This is a genomic window from Leptospira ainlahdjerensis, from assembly GCF_016919175.1.
GTDB classification, from domain to species: Bacteria; Spirochaetota; Leptospiria; order Leptospirales; family Leptospiraceae; genus Leptospira; species Leptospira ainlahdjerensis.
Genome location: NZ_JAFFPU010000030.1, coordinates 19,686 through 38,184, shown reverse-complemented (window position 1 = coordinate 38,184; position 18,499 = coordinate 19,686). Strand labels below are relative to the sequence as shown.

At 43.0% G+C, this 18,499-nt stretch carries 18 protein-coding genes and 1 pseudogene; 11 read left to right on the top strand and 8 right to left on the bottom strand.

Going from position 1 to position 18,499, the window contains the following annotated elements; all coding sequences use genetic code 11:
- Window positions 1-4: 4 nt before the first annotated feature.
- Entirely contained in the window at window positions 5-922 is a 918-nt protein-coding gene (locus JWG45_RS07980; RefSeq protein ID WP_205279235.1) for a hypothetical protein, read from the top strand.
- Between the two features lie 267 nt (window positions 923-1,189).
- Here JWG45_RS07980 and JWG45_RS07975 read toward each other — a convergent pair whose 3' ends face one another.
- Complete coding sequence (locus JWG45_RS07975) at window positions 1,190-2,377, bottom strand: lipase/acyltransferase domain-containing protein (protein ID WP_332476375.1); 1,188 nt, start codon at window positions 2,375-2,377, stop codon at window positions 1,190-1,192.
- 139 nt (window positions 2,378-2,516) lie between these two features.
- Between JWG45_RS07975 and JWG45_RS07970 the strand changes: the two genes are divergently transcribed.
- Entirely contained in the window at window positions 2,517-4,394 is a 1,878-nt protein-coding gene (locus JWG45_RS07970) for an esterase/lipase family protein (protein ID WP_205279234.1), read from the top strand.
- A gap of 16 nt (window positions 4,395-4,410) precedes the next feature.
- Here JWG45_RS07970 and JWG45_RS07965 read toward each other — a convergent pair whose 3' ends face one another.
- Both JWG45_RS07965 and JWG45_RS07960 read right to left on the bottom strand, forming a co-directional pair.
- Complete coding sequence (locus JWG45_RS07965) at window positions 4,411-5,112, bottom strand: lysophospholipid acyltransferase family protein (RefSeq protein WP_205279233.1); 702 nt, start codon at window positions 5,110-5,112, stop codon at window positions 4,411-4,413.
- Between the two features lie 66 nt (window positions 5,113-5,178).
- Window positions 5,179-5,458 (bottom strand): annotated as a pseudogene (locus JWG45_RS07960) (hypothetical protein).
- A 314-nt stretch (window positions 5,459-5,772) separates the two neighbouring features.
- On the opposite strand from JWG45_RS07960, the gene JWG45_RS07955 reads away from it, so the two are divergent.
- From JWG45_RS07955 to JWG45_RS07945, 3 genes are all read left to right on the top strand, one after another.
- Window positions 5,773-6,639 carry a bile acid:sodium symporter family protein gene (locus JWG45_RS07955; protein WP_205279232.1) on the top strand — a complete coding sequence of 289 codons (867 nt, stop codon included), beginning with the start codon at window positions 5,773-5,775 and terminating at the stop codon, window positions 6,637-6,639.
- 615 nt (window positions 6,640-7,254) lie between these two features.
- Window positions 7,255-7,944: a hypothetical protein gene (locus tag JWG45_RS07950; protein WP_205279231.1), complete on the top strand. Its 690-nt coding sequence runs from the start codon at window positions 7,255-7,257 to the stop codon at window positions 7,942-7,944.
- 45 nt (window positions 7,945-7,989) lie between these two features.
- Window positions 7,990-8,919 (top strand): DMT family transporter, encoded by a 930-nt coding sequence (locus tag JWG45_RS07945; RefSeq protein WP_205279230.1) that lies wholly within the window; start codon window positions 7,990-7,992, stop codon window positions 8,917-8,919.
- Between the two features lie 278 nt (window positions 8,920-9,197).
- Here JWG45_RS07945 and JWG45_RS07940 read toward each other — a convergent pair whose 3' ends face one another.
- Both JWG45_RS07940 and JWG45_RS07935 read right to left on the bottom strand, forming a co-directional pair.
- Entirely contained in the window at window positions 9,198-10,604 is a 1,407-nt protein-coding gene (locus JWG45_RS07940) for an Lcl C-terminal domain-containing protein (protein ID WP_205279229.1), read from the bottom strand.
- Between the two features lie 790 nt (window positions 10,605-11,394).
- Window positions 11,395-13,116, bottom strand: a complete 1,722-nt coding sequence (locus JWG45_RS07935; protein ID WP_205279228.1) for a SpoIIE family protein phosphatase — start codon at window positions 13,114-13,116, stop codon at window positions 11,395-11,397.
- Window positions 13,117-13,311: 195 nt separating this feature from the next.
- Between JWG45_RS07935 and JWG45_RS22415 the strand changes: the two genes are divergently transcribed.
- From JWG45_RS22415 to JWG45_RS07910, 6 genes are all read left to right on the top strand, one after another.
- Window positions 13,312-13,446, top strand: a complete 135-nt coding sequence (locus JWG45_RS22415; RefSeq protein WP_269750282.1) for a hypothetical protein — start codon at window positions 13,312-13,314, stop codon at window positions 13,444-13,446.
- Between the two features lie 96 nt (window positions 13,447-13,542).
- Window positions 13,543-13,812, top strand: a complete 270-nt coding sequence (locus JWG45_RS07930; RefSeq protein WP_205279227.1) for a DUF736 family protein — start codon at window positions 13,543-13,545, stop codon at window positions 13,810-13,812.
- Between the two features lie 72 nt (window positions 13,813-13,884).
- Window positions 13,885-14,487: a LemA family protein gene (locus JWG45_RS07925; RefSeq protein WP_205279226.1), complete on the top strand. Its 603-nt coding sequence runs from the start codon at window positions 13,885-13,887 to the stop codon at window positions 14,485-14,487.
- 20 nt (window positions 14,488-14,507) lie between these two features.
- Window positions 14,508-15,413 carry a TPM domain-containing protein gene (locus JWG45_RS07920; protein ID WP_205279225.1) on the top strand — a complete coding sequence of 302 codons (906 nt, stop codon included), beginning with the start codon at window positions 14,508-14,510 and terminating at the stop codon, window positions 15,411-15,413.
- A 13-nt stretch (window positions 15,414-15,426) separates the two neighbouring features.
- The gene (locus JWG45_RS07915) at window positions 15,427-15,993 is read left to right on the top strand and encodes a TPM domain-containing protein (protein WP_205279224.1); all 567 of its coding nucleotides are present in this window, start codon (window positions 15,427-15,429) and stop codon (window positions 15,991-15,993) included.
- 3 nt (window positions 15,994-15,996) lie between these two features.
- Window positions 15,997-16,359, top strand: coding sequence for an MmcQ/YjbR family DNA-binding protein (locus tag JWG45_RS07910; protein WP_205279223.1), 363 nt, complete (start codon window positions 15,997-15,999; stop codon window positions 16,357-16,359).
- Window positions 16,360-16,442: 83 nt separating this feature from the next.
- Here the strand turns inward: JWG45_RS07910 and JWG45_RS07905 are convergent, their stop codons facing one another.
- The 3 genes from JWG45_RS07905 to JWG45_RS07895 form a co-directional block, all read right to left on the bottom strand.
- Window positions 16,443-17,129 (bottom strand): CsgG/HfaB family protein, encoded by a 687-nt coding sequence (locus tag JWG45_RS07905; RefSeq protein ID WP_205279222.1) that lies wholly within the window; start codon window positions 17,127-17,129, stop codon window positions 16,443-16,445.
- A gap of 167 nt (window positions 17,130-17,296) precedes the next feature.
- A complete protein-coding gene (locus JWG45_RS07900) occupies window positions 17,297-17,605 on the bottom strand; it encodes an antibiotic biosynthesis monooxygenase family protein (protein WP_205279221.1) in 309 nt (102 codons plus the stop codon).
- A gap of 67 nt (window positions 17,606-17,672) precedes the next feature.
- Window positions 17,673-18,446 (bottom strand): helix-turn-helix transcriptional regulator, encoded by a 774-nt coding sequence (locus tag JWG45_RS07895; RefSeq protein WP_205279220.1) that lies wholly within the window; start codon window positions 18,444-18,446, stop codon window positions 17,673-17,675.
- Between the last annotated feature and the right edge of the window lie 53 nt (window positions 18,447-18,499).

The following is an 18,499-nucleotide window of genomic DNA, read 5'->3' as shown; positions in this document are numbered from 1 at the left end:
AAGGATGTCTGCAATTCTCTCTTGGAAAGAAAGACTCATAAAACAAATCATTTTTATTATACAATTTACAATGATTTTACAGACTGTGAGTTTCGGATTATCCTGTAAAGGTGGGGCACGTAACAATGATTTGTTGATACCTTTAATAGGTCCTTTAGAGGAACAAGCTAATTCTGAGCTGAAACCGGAACCAGAGTCACCCAATGGTCATCCTCTTTTAAACGATTTAACTGTACAGACTACATACAGAACTGGAACCCCCGACGATCAAAAAATCGAAGTCCGTTTTTCGTTTCAGAAAACGCCTGCTTCTCCCTGGCCATCCATAAAAGCATATCTCGGAAGACCCAACGTCATGACTCTCAATCCGAACGACCTAAGCGTTAATAATTTCATCTTAGAAGAAGCAACCCCTAACCCATTCTTTCCAGATCGTTTCATATTCTTTTCCCCCGAAACTTCCCAGCCCTATAAGATCATAGTTGTCGTATCCAATCCTTTTGGTAAATCCTTTAAAGAAATCAATTCCGTTCCTCCTACGCCTCCTCAGGGACCTTGTTACGGTGCAATCTCGGCTCCAGTTGCCGTGGGAAACTGTGATCAACACTGCATTCAAGTTACTGCAAACGGAAATTTGATAGAATTCGTTGCAAAAGATACAACAGCTTCTATTCAGAATTATTTCTATTTAGATTTAACCACAACCACTCCTGCTGGCGGCGCTACACCGATCCCATATACTTACATCGAGTTTGGTCTTGACGACGCCCAAATTCCGATTGCCTCCTATTCAACTGCCAAGAAAATTTTGGATACGCAAACTTACAATGATGCCTGCGTCAATGTAAGTTCGTATCGAGCTATAGATGGCAACAGCGGCTTTTTCGATAATTTTATCGAACAGAAGATCATTGTCCCTTAAATTCAACTCAAACCTCTTTGGATTGTTTTGTCCAAGAGGTAAACAGCCTATCGGACATAGGTTACGGAGTCTGAAATGTGATTACGATCCAGGATCCGATCGTGGAAGCCAAACCGGATTTATAAAATCCGGTCCTTTGAAAAGTTCGTGCGGATCGATTTTCATCCTAAGAACTTCTCTCCCCACAGAAAAATCCAAAAGGATTCTCCATCGCATCCGGAATAGATTTTGAAAATTTAGAAAAACGGAATATTCTTTAGAACATTCCTATTCGTGCAGAAAGTGATAGATTCTCTCCCATACCTTCGGGTCGCTTAACAAAGAAGAATGTTCAGCATCGGAAAGAAAACTTTTGTGAACGATTTCATCGGGGGGAATCGAACTTGAAAAAGTAACCCTTCCATCTCCCGGCGCAGTCTCCGCATTCTTAAAATCCCAAAACCAATGATCCGGATTTTTTTCGGGTTTTAAAACCCGCATCGTAGGTCGATTCCGAGCGTGGACTACAAGAACGGGCGGATACTGAGTTCCTTTTTTCGGATCGAGAGAATTTCGAAACGCAAGAGCTAAATCCAATCTCGACTGAAACTCTTTCAAAGAAGGCGGCGGCTCACAATGAGCTTCGTGAGAATACGGTCCCAACTCATACTTCTCCCAATCGGAAGCATTAAAAAAACGGAATGGAATATTCTTATCAGCCGAGTCCTTGAGAGGATCCTTCGTATCAAAACTTCCTTCTCTCGGAAAAAAAGTATAAACCGAAATAAAACTGGAAACAACACAAGCGCTCGTAATTTCAGGATTGAGCCCGGTGGAAACTCCCGAAATCAGATCTTCCATAAATCCGATTCCTCCACGAAAAGGAACTCCTACAAAAATCACCTTCGAAGCCGAACTCGGCTTACGATTGATTACGGAAAGAATAAGATTTCCTCCGTTGCTATGACCTACAAGAACGGGCGCGACTCCCGCGTTTTCTTTTTGAACTTTTTCTAAAAAAACTTCCAGAGCTAAAGAAGTTTCTCCGTTATCCTTTCTCCAATCGTAAGGAAAAACATAAGGTCTGATTCTCGCAGAAGTGGAAAGCCACTCCAACCAAGGTTGATAGACTTTCACGTCGATCAATAACGGAATCAGAGTCACGGAAGATAAAACTCCGCCGACTTGAACGTTATCGTTCTTTTTCAAAGTCAGATCGGGTGCGGTAAAATTCAAAGCCTGCCAAGGTGTAAGCCAAATCCGATCCAATGAACCCGATTCGGTTTTTTGAAAAAGTTCGGAACCCTTATAACCGGGAACAAAAACGAGAGGAATCTGCATCGCAACCGTGGAACGACTTCCCCCGGATCCTTGCCCCTTCCATAAGCCCGGACCGTAACTCTGTTCTTTATTACCGGAACAGAATAAAAACGAAAGCAGAATCAAACCCTTTGTTGTAAAGATCGGTAATTTCACGATACAAAGTTTGCGGAACGAAGAAAGTCTGTCTATGGCAAAAACGATTTCTTCTTCGAAATGGATCTTATCTTTTGGAAACGAGATGGATTTCCCTTTTTGACTTGTCAGCCGGAGGCTCGCTGCTTCTGATTGAGGGATGAATTCGTATTGTAAGATTCTTTTAAGAATTTGGATTCTTCTTGGATCTTTTATCGTTCTCGATTGTGCGACATACTCAAGAACCAACTATTCCCAATTCGAACAGGAAAAGTTAGTCAACATAAGCGGAGTTTCTTCGAACAGACTCAGCCTTCTTACTACCCGTTATCTCAAAAGCAACGATCTTGACGAAAAGTTCGAAGATTCTCCCTTGGTCGTCATCTACGACTTGGACAATCGACTTCTCGCTTATAAGTCCAGAGAACTCGCATACTATCTTTCCGAACTCTGTTATCTCACTGGGAATTCCTTGGATACGGATGATCCGCAGTTTGCAAAGATGTATGCTTCCGCATTAGTATATTCTTATACGTATCTTTTTGACTCGAAAGCGACCCCGGCGCCCGATCCCTTCTCGGCCGAGTTTCGTTTCGCCCTCCTCACATACAACCGCTCCTTAGCGCAGTTGGTGCGTTATGCGAAGAAGAATCGAAAATTAGCGAACGTTACCGATCTAAATCTTCCACTCATCCGCGGAAGTCTTGTGATGGACGGCGCCGAAGTTGAAACTTCCTGGACGCCTCAAAATTTTCTACAGATCGAAGTCGCATACGATTATAGAACCAAAGGATTTTCAAACCATATCAGCAAATATGGAATCGGAACCCCCTTAATTCTGATCCGAAAATTTCCGGAGAACGAACCTCAAAAAAGAATCCAGTATGAATTTATCAACGGAGTCGGACAGGCTTATCCCGGAACCGCTTTCGTAAGTCTGAAAGAATCGTATCTCGGAAATCGAGATTTGATGAATCTAAAAGCGAAGATCCACGTCTTTGATCCCGTCTTTCGGGATAGAATCGAATTTGAAGGAATGAGTCTGCCGATGGAAAGCGATACGACCACTCCGCTCGCGTATATGCTAACGATCGCGCAAAAGCGGGACAGTTTGCTTGCGATCTTTGACGGGGAGACAAGTATTTCCAGAAAGGGACTTTATCTTGTCTATCCATACCGCAAAGACAAAATACCGGTCGTGTTCCTGCACGGACTCGCTTCCTCTCCGTTTATATGGTTTCCGATGATCAACGAACTTCTCGCGGATCCTTCCATCAAGGAGAAATATCAGTTTTGGGTATATTGGTATCCGACCGTAAATCCGATGCTGCTTTCGGCGGCAGACTTTAGAGATACGTTATATGATTTACGAAAAGTCTACGATCCCGATCGGGAACATAAAAGTTTCGACCAGATGGTGTTAGTCGGTCATAGTATGGGAGGACTGATCGCGAAGCTGGCAGTAACCAAGGGGAAAAAAGAAGAATGGATGACCGCGGCCAATGTTCCCTACTCCGCTTACCAATCCATGAGCGAAGAATACAAAAAAGAGATCAAAAGGGTCTTCGATTTTGAACCGGTGCCGTTTGTAAAAAGGGCGATCTTCATCGCGACTCCGCACAGGGGCTCCAGTTTGGCGGAAGGAATTTTAGGAACGATCGCAAGATTTCTTTTTATTCTTCCGAAGGAAGTCGCCAAAAAATTCGAAGAGGGTTATAAGTTTCTGATCGTAAACCACAAGGACGGAGATTTGGTCCCTGGAGTTTACGGAGTCGACGGACTCGCACCAAAAAGCCTTTTTATGAAAGTCACGGGAGAATATAAACCTCTCGTAAAATTCCATTCTATCATAGGGAATTCTAAACTTGCGGATCTGGATTGGATCAGCGATTCCGTCGTCCCTTACGAAAGTTCGCATCTCGAACATCCGGAGTCCGAATTACTCATCCAATCCGAACACTCGGTGCAAAATCATCTGCCCACATTTTTGGAGGTAAAAAGAATTTTAAACGAACACGTAAAAGCGGGAACTCCTTAGAATTCGCATTAGAATATTATTTTTTTCTCAACTCTTCAGCTTTATCGATACATCGCTGACGGTTTTCCAACATCGCCTTTTCCACCATAACGCGCGCTTCCTCAAAACCTTTTTCATCCAATTGTCTCGGAATCAAAATTGGTTCTCCGTAGGAAACCACGAACGTCGTAAACGGTTTCGGAATTCTATGTTTATCCCAGGATCTTTCTGCGATCCATTGACGAGTACATTCGTAGTGAAACGGAACGATGGGAACCTGCGAAACTTGACCACAAGCGATCAAACCCGGCTGAACTACGAGTGCGGGCCCCCGAGGCCCGTCCGGCGTGATTGCGGCGGGAAGATTTTTTTTGAGATGAACGATGAGGGCCTTCAGCGCTTTGGATCCGCCCTTGGAAGAACTGCCTCGAATGCTGTAGTTGTCGAAACGATGTACGACCTCGTTGATAAAATCCCCGTCCTTGGATTCGGAGATCAAAACGGCGGCGCCGGCCTTACGATTTAAGTAAGGAGAATACAAAACGTTGGTATGCCAGATCGAAAGGATATAAGGTTTTTTTTCTTTGCGGAGTTTGTCCAAACTTCCGTCACCGATATTGACTCTTCGTGAAGTAAAGCCGATCAGCCTTTGCAGATTGACTACAAGAAAAGGAATCAACCAAACCAGAAATTTTCTTTTGAACGATTGTTTTTCGTCTACTTTAGAATTCTCATCCATGTAACACGAGATTTTTTTGAAATCGAAAATCCATCACCTCTTTTTTAGAATCCGATCCGGCGCAAATCAAGGATAGATTTCCCGAGAATCGTAAAGAGAAATAAACTCCTTATCCCTTGGAAAAAGAATCAGAATTCCCAAAAAGAAAATTCCCATACCGATCCAATGAATCGAATCCGCGAAGATAAAATAAAAAACTCCGTGGATCGTATAACCGAAATCCAAAAAGATAACCGCTCCAATCCTTGGGAAGATTTCCGGACGGATTCGCCGAAAGAACAAATACAATTCCGAAAAGAATTAGGGAACAAACAAAAGCGAGGTAAATGATTTTTAAGTTTTTCATTACTTTTCCCTTTTACGAAGAACAAAAAATCTAATTCCGAAAAATACTTTGTCAAGATATTACAAAAGAAGAACGTTCGATTCTTCTTTGAATCTTAGATTTAGTTCGGACTTTTTGTAATTTGGAGATCGGTGGTCGTCCCAAGGTAAGAACCTTTACCGAGACCCCAAATTCTTATAAGATTTCGCTCAATCGTTCGATAAAAAAGAAATCGGAAATCCCAAACGAATGTAAAATTCGGAAGAATCAAAAATTCAGTCGACTGGAGATGAAAGTTTTTATACAGAGTTTGAAACAAAAAATAGGTTTATATTATGGAATCCAATTTACTAACAGCCGTGTTTCTTCCGCTCGCGTTAGGAATCATCATGCTCGGGATGGGAATGTCTCTCACGATCGACGACTTCAAAAGAATTTTTATTCTTCCCAAGGCGGTGTTGACCGGTCTCACCTTACAGTTGTTACTCCTACCGATCGCGGGTTGGCTCATCGCCGACTTTTCCGGGCTTCCTGGAGAATTGGCGGTGGGTTTGATGTTACTCGCGATCTGCCCGGGTGGAGCCACCTCCAATCTGATCACCCACCTCGCAAAAGGAGACGTAGCTCTTTCCATCACGTTAACCGCAATCACTAGTTGTGTAACCGTCGTTTCTATCCCTATTCTGCTCAACTTTTCAATGCATCATTTTTTGGGAAGCGGTCAGATGATCGAACTCAACGTTCCACAAACGATCTTGCAGATTTTTTTAATAACGGTGCTTCCGGTTTCGATCGGTATGATCCTTAACTCCAAAAAACCGGACCTTTCTAAAAAGTTTGAAAAAGCGGTAAAAATTCTCTCCGGAGTTTTTTTAGTTTTGATCATCGCAGGAGCGATCGTAAGAGAAAGACAGAATATCATTCCGTTTTTTATTCAGGTCGGACCTGCGGCGCTGGCGCTCAATTTGGTGACGATGGTTCTCGGATTTTTAGGAGCCACTTTGATGAGGGTAACAAAAGCGCAGAGGACTTCCATTACGATCGAAGTGGGAATTCAGAACGGAACCCTGGGGATTGCAATCGCCTCTTCAATTCTGAATAACGCGGCAATGGCGATTCCTTCCGCGATTTATAGTTTGATCATGTTTGCAACCGGAGCGATCTTTTCAGTTTGGATGCATAGAATTCCGGACGAAGTATAAAAAACTTTGTAAAAAAGATCGACCGTGGTTTTGATCTCGATCGTTTTGTCTTCGGTGAAAAAAAAAACTTCAACCCCCGAAGACAAAACGGTTTCCTTCCCATTTTAGAAATTGCTTTCCCGACCTTTCCGGCGCCGATCAAAGAACACTGAGTTTTCTACGACGTAGGAACTCCAATTCGAGTGAAACAAGGATCGGTCTTTTCGAAAGTGATCAGTCATTCTAGGAAAATGTGGGAACTCCCCCTTTTTATCGTAGCCGTCCCGGAGCATTCGTATTCTTAGCGATTCCCGTTCAAGTTGTGCAACCACCTTGGAAAATACACGATACATAAGGATTGATCGAAAGTGGACGTCCCACTCGAATCGGAAAAAAACGAAGCAGGTCCCCGCTAATAAAAAAATCTATTCTTTTTGATTCTAAAATAATTGTTCCGACAAAGGATATATTCGTAAAAAATGCTGGAAATCGAATCTCGAATCTGCGACTTCGAAAATTTTTCTCTTTCCATTTTTTGAAATCCAAGAGATTCTCTTTTTTTGTTGGAAATTTTTCCCCAACGAACATAAAAGCAAAGTGTTCACTACTCCTAACTCCGAAAACGGAAAAAAAAATTTGCAAAGACCCGCCGAAATAATTCTCCTTATACTTTGTATTTTTACTCTTTCCTGTACGACAGTCGGCTTTCATAGAACTTCGATTCGGGAAAAGATCGATTTTGGAAAAGAAGAAACACTCAAACTCTGCGTATGGAAGGACAAAAAAATCACTAAGGACGAACTGGAAGGACTGATCGGTGTTTGGAACGAAGAATTAAAACTTTATAAAATCACGATTTTGTTAAGCGAAGTACAAGAATGGGAACGTCCCGGTTGGACCGGGTCCGCAATCATGGATCAAATATTCACTGCAGACCTTCCTTCTTCTTGCGACCGGCTTCTCGCGGTTGCCGGTGGAAAGTTAAGCGACACCGCGTTCGAAATCGTCGGTTTGTTCTTTGCTTTTTTCGGAATTCCGAGTTTTCAAATCCTGGGCGCGGTCGAAACCAAAACCGGAACCAGAGGATATATACTCGGACAAACCAGAACCCTTTCTCACTGGTTGTCCGGAGGAGCCGAAGGAACCCTGATCCACGAAGGATATCATCTTTTGGGATGCGGACATTCTTTTTTTCTAAACAAGTGTTATCTGCAGATCCAAAAAGTGAAAGAGCTCAAACGTAAGAATGCGGAACAAGGGGAGACTTTCTTTCCTTCGGTGGACGAAGAAGGGCAGATTTTTCTTAAAAATCCTTGGCATTCTTAGAATTTGTTTTGTTTCATTACATCCGGTCCTTTCGAGGATGGGTTTATGGAAGTGTCCGAATCCAAATGGAAGCCTTTTTTAGGAGCCTCTCTCGTATTGGCCGGAGCGGTTTTTTTTTCGGCCAAAGCGATCTTTGTAAAACTGATCTATAGATACGATATAGATTCCATTACGGCCCTCACTCTGAGAATGTTGTTTGCGATTCCGGTCTTTGCCTGGATCGCGTTTCGATCCAAGAAAAAGGAGAATTCGGTAAAACTTTCCAACAAAGACTGGTCGCTGATAGTGGCTCTCGCTTTTTTAGGGTATTATCTCGCAAGTCTTTTCGATTTTATCGGTTTGGAATATATTTCCGCAGGTTTGGAGAGACTTACTCTTTTCGTCTATCCGACGATCGTGCTTGTGATCAGTTCCCTCCTTTACAAAAGAAAAATCAAAAGAATCGAGATCTTTGCGATTTTACTCACCTATTCCGGAATTGCAGTCGCGTTTTTCGGAGACATTCAAACGGAGGGCCCGGAAGCCGTCAAGGGTGTGCTTTTTGTATTCGCATCTGCGGTCGCTTATTCTTTGTATCTGGTCGGAAGTGAATCCCTGATTCCAAAAATAGGATCGGTAAAGTTTACTTCGTATCTGATGCTTCTTTCCGGTTTGATCGTCGTCGTTCATTTTTTGATTACAAAGGATCCATCCCTTTTAGTTCAATCACAACCGGTTTATCTTTACGGATTGGCTTTGGGAATTTTGACGACGGTGATACCTGCCTACTTTACGTCGGAGGGGATTCGTATGATTGGATCTGGCCGGGCCGCGATCGTTGGTTCCGTAGGTCCGATTTCCACCATTCTTCTTGCATGGATTTTTTTAGGAGAGGCGATCACTTCAACGGGAATTGCCGGAACGTTTCTCGTTTTAGCAGGGGTTCTTTCGATCGGAAAAAAGAAATCCGATTCTAAGATCGGAAGCTCAGAGTAGAATTTGAATATTCCAATGATTGAATGTTCTGAAAAAATCGTATTTTCACTAAGAGTTGATCCAAAACTTCAAAAGAATCCGTTTTCAAAACCTGCTCAAGTTCGCAATCAGGATGCTGGAAATCCCCCCAGATTCCGTCGCTTTTGCGATTTCTAAACTTTCCAAGGCAATTTTTTCGTTACTTTTCGACTGGAGCTCCCACATTCCGCGAAACTCAGCGTTTTGTTTTTTGAAAAAGTCGAAAGGTTTTGAGGAAAACCCTAAAGATAAAACTTATATCAAGGTCCGTCTTTTACACATCTTACTGAGAGCGAATAAATCGCGTCGGTCTTTGATACAAATGCATAAGAAGCGTCGAAACTAAACACACCGATATTTCCGGCCAACTGACTGACGTTGCTCGTCCAATAACTTCCGTTGCTGATATTCTCAGGAAATACGCTTAGATCGATACTATCCGTTCCCGAGAGCAAATCGAATCTTGCTATGGAAAGATATTCTCGAATGTTCGGAATTCTCCAGCGGCTTCCGGTCGTCGGCAATCCGTTGCACTGCGTAAGTGCGTTCTGCCAATCATAGGAAGTGGTCGCCGAAATTTGACAAGAGGATCCTGACTGACCGACGGAACATTTTTGCCAGAGAAGATTCGTATTCTTATCCAAAACGGTTCCATCTCCAAGATCCGTAAATTTTTGGGACGGATAACTTCCACCCGTAACACAACGAACCGGAAGTGTGTTGGTTTCATCGGAGATTTGGTTGTAACCGTTGGTATAATTGAAAGTCCAACGTCTTGGAGTCATAGAAGCGGGATCAGCCTGAGAACGGGACCAGAAGGTTTCATTCCCTCCGGGGAATACTGTCGTGTTGATGTAGGGAGCCGGGCTATCGTAGGAAGCAAGAGTGAACTGTTCTTGCAGATCCGGGAGTCTCCAATTTTTCAAACCGGCGTATCCGTTTACGTTGAGATTAGAACAAGCAGTTCCCGCATCCGAATAAGTGAAAAGTGTAGGAGCGGCTAACGCTGAACAGTCGATCGGGTTGGTTCCTTCCTTACAAGTTTTCCAGATCAACCCTGTGATTTTATCGACGACGACCGGATGTGAAGAATCGTCTGTTGGAGTCACTCTTTCTAGGAGAGACGCAACTGCGACGTGATCAGCGTCTTGTCCGGGGTAGGCTCCTTGTCCGCAAGCGATCACCGAAGCCGTATTATCAAAACACTCTGTTTGTCCCGCGTCTGTGATCGGAGTAAGAACGTTCACCGTAACAGTGTAAATTTCTTTTTGACCGTTTTCGGCCAGGACCTCATAAGTCAATGGAGAAGAAAAGTTGTTGGAAGTCACACCGCTTATCTGTTCTACTTCGTCGATTAGGATCTTAGAACCCGGAGAGGATTCAAAAGCGGCTTTTAGACGAGAGACCGCTCCGAAAGGGATTCCGGAAACGAGGATCTGATTCCCGGATATGGTCGCAGAATAATCTTTCAAAAGATAATTCTCTCCTGCGCGAAATTGAAAAGAAGTGATCTGTTTTCCGGTGGCTGCGTTTCTGAAAAAATTGAAACCCGCGTTGAAGAGAAGCCCCGCACTCGAAGAAGCATCAAAGCTCACCCGATCTGCTTGTGCGCAATGAAAAAATAAAAAAGCAAAAGGAAGGAGAAGAATGTGGAACTGGATCTTCATCTTAAGTCTTCTTTTACCAAAAAAAGAATCATCTGATAAACGTTTAAATAGTTTTTTATAATCAGCAATATTTTTTAAAAGCGTTAGGATGTCTTTTCTTGGAAATTTTCGTGAGATTTTGTAGAGGCAATGGATTTTGCAAATTTGGCCCAAACGTGTAGGAAAAAAGATCTCCTTTCGGATAAATTTTCGGTTTTCACAGATTCAAAGACCAGAGCCGAAAAGATCTCTCCGACCGCGCTTGTGTGGGAACTCCCCACAAGCTGACTGGATCTTAAAAATGCCTGTCGGAACTACGACGGCTCCTCCGTGAAAGTCGCGCGCCCCACCCAAATTTCGGGTGGAGGGGTGGGAGGCGGGAAAAACTCCAGAAACTTTCCCCTATCACAAAATCAAACTTTTCGCAAGAAAAAATTCTCATGTAGGAACTCCTACCAAACCCTTTCTTGTAAGACGACGATTCCCGTTTCCTTTGCCTCTGCAGGAATACGGCCAAACATCGGATTTTGTGGGAACTCCTCGGTTTCCAAGCAAGGACAAGAATTGGTTCGACAACCGGAACGAAAATTTGTAATAGTTCCTACAAAGCCATATATTTGGGCTTCTTTCGACTTTCAAGAGACGGGCTCCCTCGATTGAAAAAGGAGGAGTTCCCACACAATTACCGATTTCGGAACAGGCTCCAAATACAAAAGTTCTGAATGGGGACAAGACGATCGATTCAAGAATCTCTTTTACCTGAACGAGAGTCCATTTTCCTCTTTAGAATCGTAAAAAAAAACTTCCTAAATCAATAGATATCCATCACCAGAAGAGCGATATCGTCCCCAAAGTTGCCGGCTGAATACGCAAAGATATCCGAAACGATCAATTCGATGTATTCTTCTATAGATTCGGCATCGAGATATTCTCCAAGAATCGAGATCAAACCGGGAAGATCTAAAATGTCACCTTCGGCGTTGAAAATCTCATACATCCCATCGGAAAAAAACACAACCCGATCCCCATGCAAAAGATCGATCGATTGATCGTAGTATTGGGCGCCGTCAAAGGCCAGAAGCGGGAGATTCATTCCGTCGAGCTCGATTTGTTTTCCGTCTCGAAAAAGAAGAATCGGAGGATGACCCGCATAAGCATAGATCAGTTTTTTTGTTTCAGGAATGTATTTTACACGAACCGCGGAAATGTGATGATCCACTACAAGAGATCTCAGGTCTTCTACGATTCTTATCAAACCCTCCGCCGGAGAAAGACCGATCCTCGAAGAATTCTTAAACGAAATCACAACCATCCCGGAGACCATCGCGGAAGAAATCCCGTGCCCCGAAACGTCCGCAAAAAGAATGTCAATACTTCCGTCTTCATTCTGAATCGTGCTTATGACGTCCCCGCCCACTTTTTCAAAAGGACGAAAGTAGGTTTCCATTCGGAAATACGGAGAATTAGGAAAGGTCCGATCCACAAGAGAACGTTGAGTCAATCTTCCCAACTCGAGATCGTAGTGCATTCTATCATAAAAGGCGTTTAACGTGCCTTCTTTGATTTTCCGATCGAACGCAAGCAGAATCAAATCCCCGATCAAACCGAGAATGTTGATCTCCTCCTCGGTCCAAGTCCGGTCCTTTTGTGTCATATCCAAACCGAAAAAGCCGATTTCCTTTCCTTCGTAAGTAAGCCCGATCATCAAAAGAGAACGAATCCCCTTTGGGAGCAGAAGATTTCTTAGAAACGGATTTTCATTTTGAATTTCTTCCACGGAGTTGAGAGCGAAATACCCGAACTTGCGGACTCTTTCGAATCTTTCCTTAGGGATTTGTTCCACCGGAATATTTTGAAAAAAATCCTTTTGAGACGAAATTCCTTCCTTACACCATTCGTATGTGTTCGAAAGGTGTTTATTGGAACTTGAGTATTCTATAATATACGAACGATCGGCTTCGCAGATTCTTCCGGCCCTCTCCAAAGAATTTCGAATCGCCTGATCCAATTCTCTCGGCGGAACCGTGATAAAACTTTTGGAAATATCCGTCAGATTGCTCTGAAGAAGAAGAGAGTATTTCAGTTTGTCTTCGCTCTTTTTGAGAGGAGTAATATCCCTCTGCGAGCCCCAGATTTGAGAAAGTTTTCCGTCCTTTACGACGCCTACGACGCTGTTGAGAAAGTATTTCGAATTTCCAAAACGATCCAATTCCCTGGATTCCACGTCCTTCATGTTGTAACCGGATCGGACAAAGGTAAAAAAATGTCCTAGATCCTCCGGAGAATCGGACGGAATCAACTGAGAAAGGGAGAGCCCCATGAGCTCGGAAGCCGCTCCGTATCCGTACATTCTCGCCATAGAATCGTTACAGAGCGTTAGGCGGGCATTCGACAGAAGAAGGGATACTTGTTCCGCTTCCGCCAAACGGGCGTCAATCGGAGCACTCAGATCGAAACACCAAATTCCCTCGGCGCTCTTGAGAAAAAAATCTCGATAACGCTCTAACTCCGTCGCTTCCGCTTTGATCCGCATAGATTTCAATTCCAAGACTACGGCCTTTATTGTTTCCGTCAGCAACAAAGGTCAAAGGTTTTTATTTCGGAAATCGCGAAAACGATCGCACCATTCCCCAAAAAAAAATTCCGATTTCATTCGAAAGTCCCCTCCTCGCGACTTTTTTGTCCCGGGGTTCCTGTATTCTGAATTTCAGATCAAGGAGCAAACGACATGCAAACAAACGACTCGGAATGGATGGACGAAAGAATCGAGGCAATCGCGGAAATCCTCGCGGATAAACTCATAGAAGAGATCCGGAAAAGGGCCCTCGCAAAAGACGCGCTTCGCAATTCGGAAGCCGCCTAACTCGAACACTGCGGGAACAGTAGAAATTCGAACATCCCGAGGATTTCAAAAAAAATCCGAGGACAAAAAAGCCAAAGCCAAAAGGAGGAAAAGAACATGGCAGAATACGCTCTCAAAGAAAAAAAAGGAAGTCTCTTTAGCAACGCGACCAAAGAAAGGGAAACACAACCGGATTATACCGGAAAGGTTTTGCTGGAAGGCAAAACATATCGTCTCGCCGGCTGGATTCGAAAGTCGGCAACCGGAAGAAACTATCTATCCTTAAGTATCTCCGAGCCCAATCCTGAAAAAAAATCGGGAGGAAACCAAGCCGAAGAGACGGACGGGAACGATTTTACGGACATAGAAGAAGATTTTCCGTTTTGAAGAAAGAAAAATCTGTTTACGATCGGAGTCTAAGTGTAAAAGAATCAAACCCCTACAGGAGAAAAGAATTTCTTGAAAACGAAGATTCTATCCAAAGTGTTTTTGGCTTCCATGCTGGTCCTTGCGGTCTTGTCTTCTTCCAACTGCGGTTACAACACGATCCAGGAAGAAGACGAGGCCGTCACCGCTTCTTGGGCTGAAGTTTTAAACCAATATCAGAGAAGAGCCGATCTCATTCCCAACTTAGTCAACACGGTAAAGGGTTATGCGGCTCAGGAAGAAAAAGTGTTAACCGAAGTGACCAGAGCGCGGGCCGGAGTTGGATCGATCCAAGCCGACGAAAAAACCCTGAACAACCCGGAACTATTTAAGAAATACGCGCAGGCACAATCACAGATGACTTCCGCACTTTCCAGACTTCTGGTAGTTGTGGAAAAATATCCCGATCTAAAATCCAACGAAAATTTTCGGGACCTTCAGGCTCAATTGGAAGGAACTGAAAATAGAATCACCGTCGCAAGAAATCGGTACATCCAATCCGTACAAAAATACAACGTAACGATCCGTCAATTTCCGAGCAATCTAACCGCAAAGGTCTTCGGATTTCAGACTAAACCTTCCTTCACGGTAGAAAACGAAAAAGAAATCTCCAAACCACCGGAAGTTAAATTTTAAGAATTTTGAATCTACTTCGAATGAACAGAAACCTATTCTTCTTTATAAGTTTTCTATTGTTGACCGCGGGTTGGAACGTAAGAACCGAAAATTCTTTTTGGATTCTTCAAAACGAAGAATGGAGAGCGGAAGATCCTGAAATTCCTACACTTAGAACTCAGATCACCGATATGACTTCGACTCTGACCGATTCTCAAAAATCGGTTCTCACAGGACGTCTTGTTCAGTTTGAAAAGAGAAAAGGAAGCCAGATCGCTGTCTTAGTCATCGGTTCCACAAAGGATTGGAGTATAGAAGAATACGCGGTCAAGGCATTTGAAAAATGGAAACTCGGACGCAAAGGTGTGAGCGATGGCGCCTTGGTCGTGGTCGCGATCCAAGACCACAAAACCAGAATCGAAGTAGGATACGGATTGGAAGGTGCGATTCCGGACGCGATCGCCAAACGGATCATCAGCGACTTTATGATTCCTCAATTTAAGAATGGGAACTACTACCAAGGAATCTCCGACGCGATCGACCAGCTCATTGCCGTGGTCAACGGAGAGGAACTTCCGGAAGGAACCGGCCGTGTAGCGGGTTCGGATTCGGAAACCGGAGGCGAGGATCTGCCCGAACTTCCGAACAAACTCATCACCGCCTTTATCCTATTAGTCGTTCTCGGTAAAATATTCGGATTTTTATTCGGAAACGGATTGTCCGGAGGAATCAGCGGAATCATCTTTATCGTGTTAGGTTTGTTCTGGTCGATCACACTTTGGATGTTGATTCCGGGCGCGCTTCTGCTTTGGTTTTTCGTCCTCGCGAACGGCGGAGGAATGGGCGGTTCCGGCTCGTCCTGGGGATCGTCCTCCTCCGGGGGTGGAGGATCTTGGAGCGGCGGAGGCGGAAGTTCCGGAGGCGGAGGAGCTTCCGGAAGTTGGTAAAGAGGATGCGAAGATGACTTTAAAAAATCAAATCAAAGAAAAATCCAAATTCCTCAGAATCGGAAATCATCTTATAGAATCCTTTTTTTCGGCGTTCTCGTTTTCTCCGGATAAATCCAAATCTTTTCTTTTCAAAAAATTCTTCAGTAAAGAAGACTTAAAGAAAATTGAATCTTCGGTTTCCCAATCTGAAAAGTTTCATACCGGAGAAATCAAGGTAATCCTGGAAGGAAATTTTCCCCTTTGGAGAATACTAAGAGGATTGAACGCCAAAAGAAGGGCCGAAGAACTTTTTTCCGAAAGAAGAATCTGGGACACGGAAGAAAACACGGGAATTCTGATCTACGTCCAGTTGGTGGATAAAAAGATAGAACTACTAGCGGACCGCGGGATCTACAAAAAAATCGGACAAGATACGTTAGACGAAATTTGTGACAAAATGGAAAAAGGATTTCGTTCCGGAGAATATCTAAAAAGCATCCTCGATGCCGTAGAAGAGTTTACAAAACTTCTCAGAAAACATTTCCCTGCGGGAAAACAAAATGCGAACGAACTCTCGGACCGTCCTGAATTGATATAAGAGATGATTAGAATTGTAGCTAACGATCCCAGATTCGAGCCAATTCGAAAATTCGCACTTTCTTTACCTTTCGCGACGGAAGACATCAAATGGGAAAAGGACCTTGTCTTTTCAGTTCACAAAAAAATGTTCTGCGTTCTTATGACGGAAGAACCGTTTACTGTCAGTTTCAAATGTAATCCGGAAGACGCGGAAATTCTTTCCCGAAAAAAAGGAGTCGCCCCCGCTCCGTATCTTGCGAGATACGACTGGGTCCAGTGCGAATCCTTGAGTACATTGACATTGAAAGAATTGGAAACGAGAATTAATAATTCTTATCAGTTGATCTGGGACAAACTACCCTTAAAACTTCGAAAAAAGAGTTAAATCAAAAATGAATATTCCGTTCTTTGTATATTTTTAGTTTGGTCGAAATTTCCGATTTTCTTCCAACTCGTAAATTCCGGATTCTAAAACAATAGAAACAACTTACTCCCGTCCGGAATACTATCGAACCACTTATCCACAACTTCGTTGATGAGTTTTTCATCCAAAATTTCATTCTCGGCAAAAACCTCGCCGATGGCAAGAATCCGACCGTCCTTCACGGAAACCAATTTTCCGGTTAGAGTCACTTCATAATTCTTAACATAAGCTCCTCGAACTTTAACTTCGATCTTACTGAGCATAATTAGATCAGCCGTTGCGAGTTTTCCGATCTGAATATTCTTTTCATTATCAAAAAGACCCGTTTGATAAAGAGAGGATTCTTTAAGTAATTTTACGATTTCGGATCTCTCTAAAGGAACCAATTTTTTGGATATAAGAAGCGCATTCATCCGATTGATAATCTTGTTTTCCAATCGCGACAAGATCTCTTTCGTCTTTAACTCGGTATTTTTTACGGCGTGTTCGTAACGATCGGATCTTCGCAGGATTCCTTTTTCTCTTTCGGCGTCGGTAAGTTCATTCGTAGTCTCCAATTGTCTCCTGATATGTTCCATGAGCGAGTCGCCCGCTAACGCATTCGCATCGAATTCAACGGAAAGAACCGCAACTTTATTTTGCATCTTGTAATCATCGTGACTGGTAGAATGCACTTTTGAATAATTTTTACTACACCCGATCGCGAAGATCAGGAGGATTAGCGATTTCATTTTACGAATGTCCTTTGTCCAAAAATTCCTTAAAAAACTTATAGAGAAGTGAGACCTATTTAGGTAGAAATAGGTTCCTCCACAAATCATAAACAAAGACAAAGAATCTTCGGCTTGAATCAAATCAATGAATTCAGTTTTTCCCAACTTTCAAAATCGAAAAAATCTTAAACAAACCCCTCAAAAATCCCTCTTTCGATCGAAATCCCCAAACGTTTGAGCATCGCTGGCATATCAAAACCCTTTCGTTCGTATTCGGCGAGGACGTTTTTTTTGGCGTTTTCTAAAGCGGCCTCGTCTTTCCAAACCGCAAACGTAACAAAAAAAAGAAGACCTCCTTCTTCCCTATAATATGCAGAATCTTGAATAAACCCGGGAATCGTTTTGATAAAGTCACGATTGATCTTGACTCTTTGAAAAAATTCTTCTCGTCCCGGTTCAGGAACGATAAAACGATCGATTAAAATTTTTTGCATTCTTCTTCTCCTTGTAAGAATCAGAATACGATAGGATTAAAAATTAAAATTGTATAAATTCAGGAATTTACCAAAGAGGAGGAGTTTTAAAAAAATCCTTCGGAGTTTGACCGGAAAAGGATCGAAAATCTCTGATAAAGTGAGCTTGATCAAAATAGCCCGCCTCAAGAGCCGCATCCGTAAGTGATCCAATGGGAGAATATCGTTCGATGAGGTTTGTAATTCTTATTAAATTCGCGAACTGTTTCGGGGAAGTTCCAATCGTTTGTCTGAATCGTTTTTCATAAGAATCCCGGCTGATCGGCATTCCTTTCAGAAGATCTTGAATCCGAAGATTCCCTTTTGAATTCCGAATCTTTTGGATCGAGTCCATCACAAGGAGGTCCTCGTTGGATTCCCGAAAAATGGAAAGTAAGAATTTTTCTACGATTCGGATTTTTTCTTCGTCCGATTTTGTTTCCGAGAGTTTTTCTTCCAGCTCGGAAGTTTTGGATTTGGGAAGGAGTTGATCCAGGGATAAATTCACTCCGAAAATTTCGTTCATCGGAATTTTGAAAAATCTTGCAGCGCCTCCTTCTTGAAAATTTACGAGAAGCATGGACGCTTTTTCGGAATAACGGATGAGACGCGCACTTTTTCGAAGACCCGCAATTCCTAAAACCGGGATTCCGTTCTCCTTCGAACGCTCCTCAATACGAACGTCTCCGCGAATTCTAAAAGTGAGAACAATCGAAGAATTTGGTAAGATTCGATTCTCCCTTTGCGTTTCACTTTCCAAGATCCTATATTCTTTGATATAAGATTTTAAAAAACGGTTTGGAGTAAAGGTTTTGATGTTCATCGATTCTAAGCTTGAAATTCGTGAAACAAAGTCAAAGCTGACATCCTTCAAAA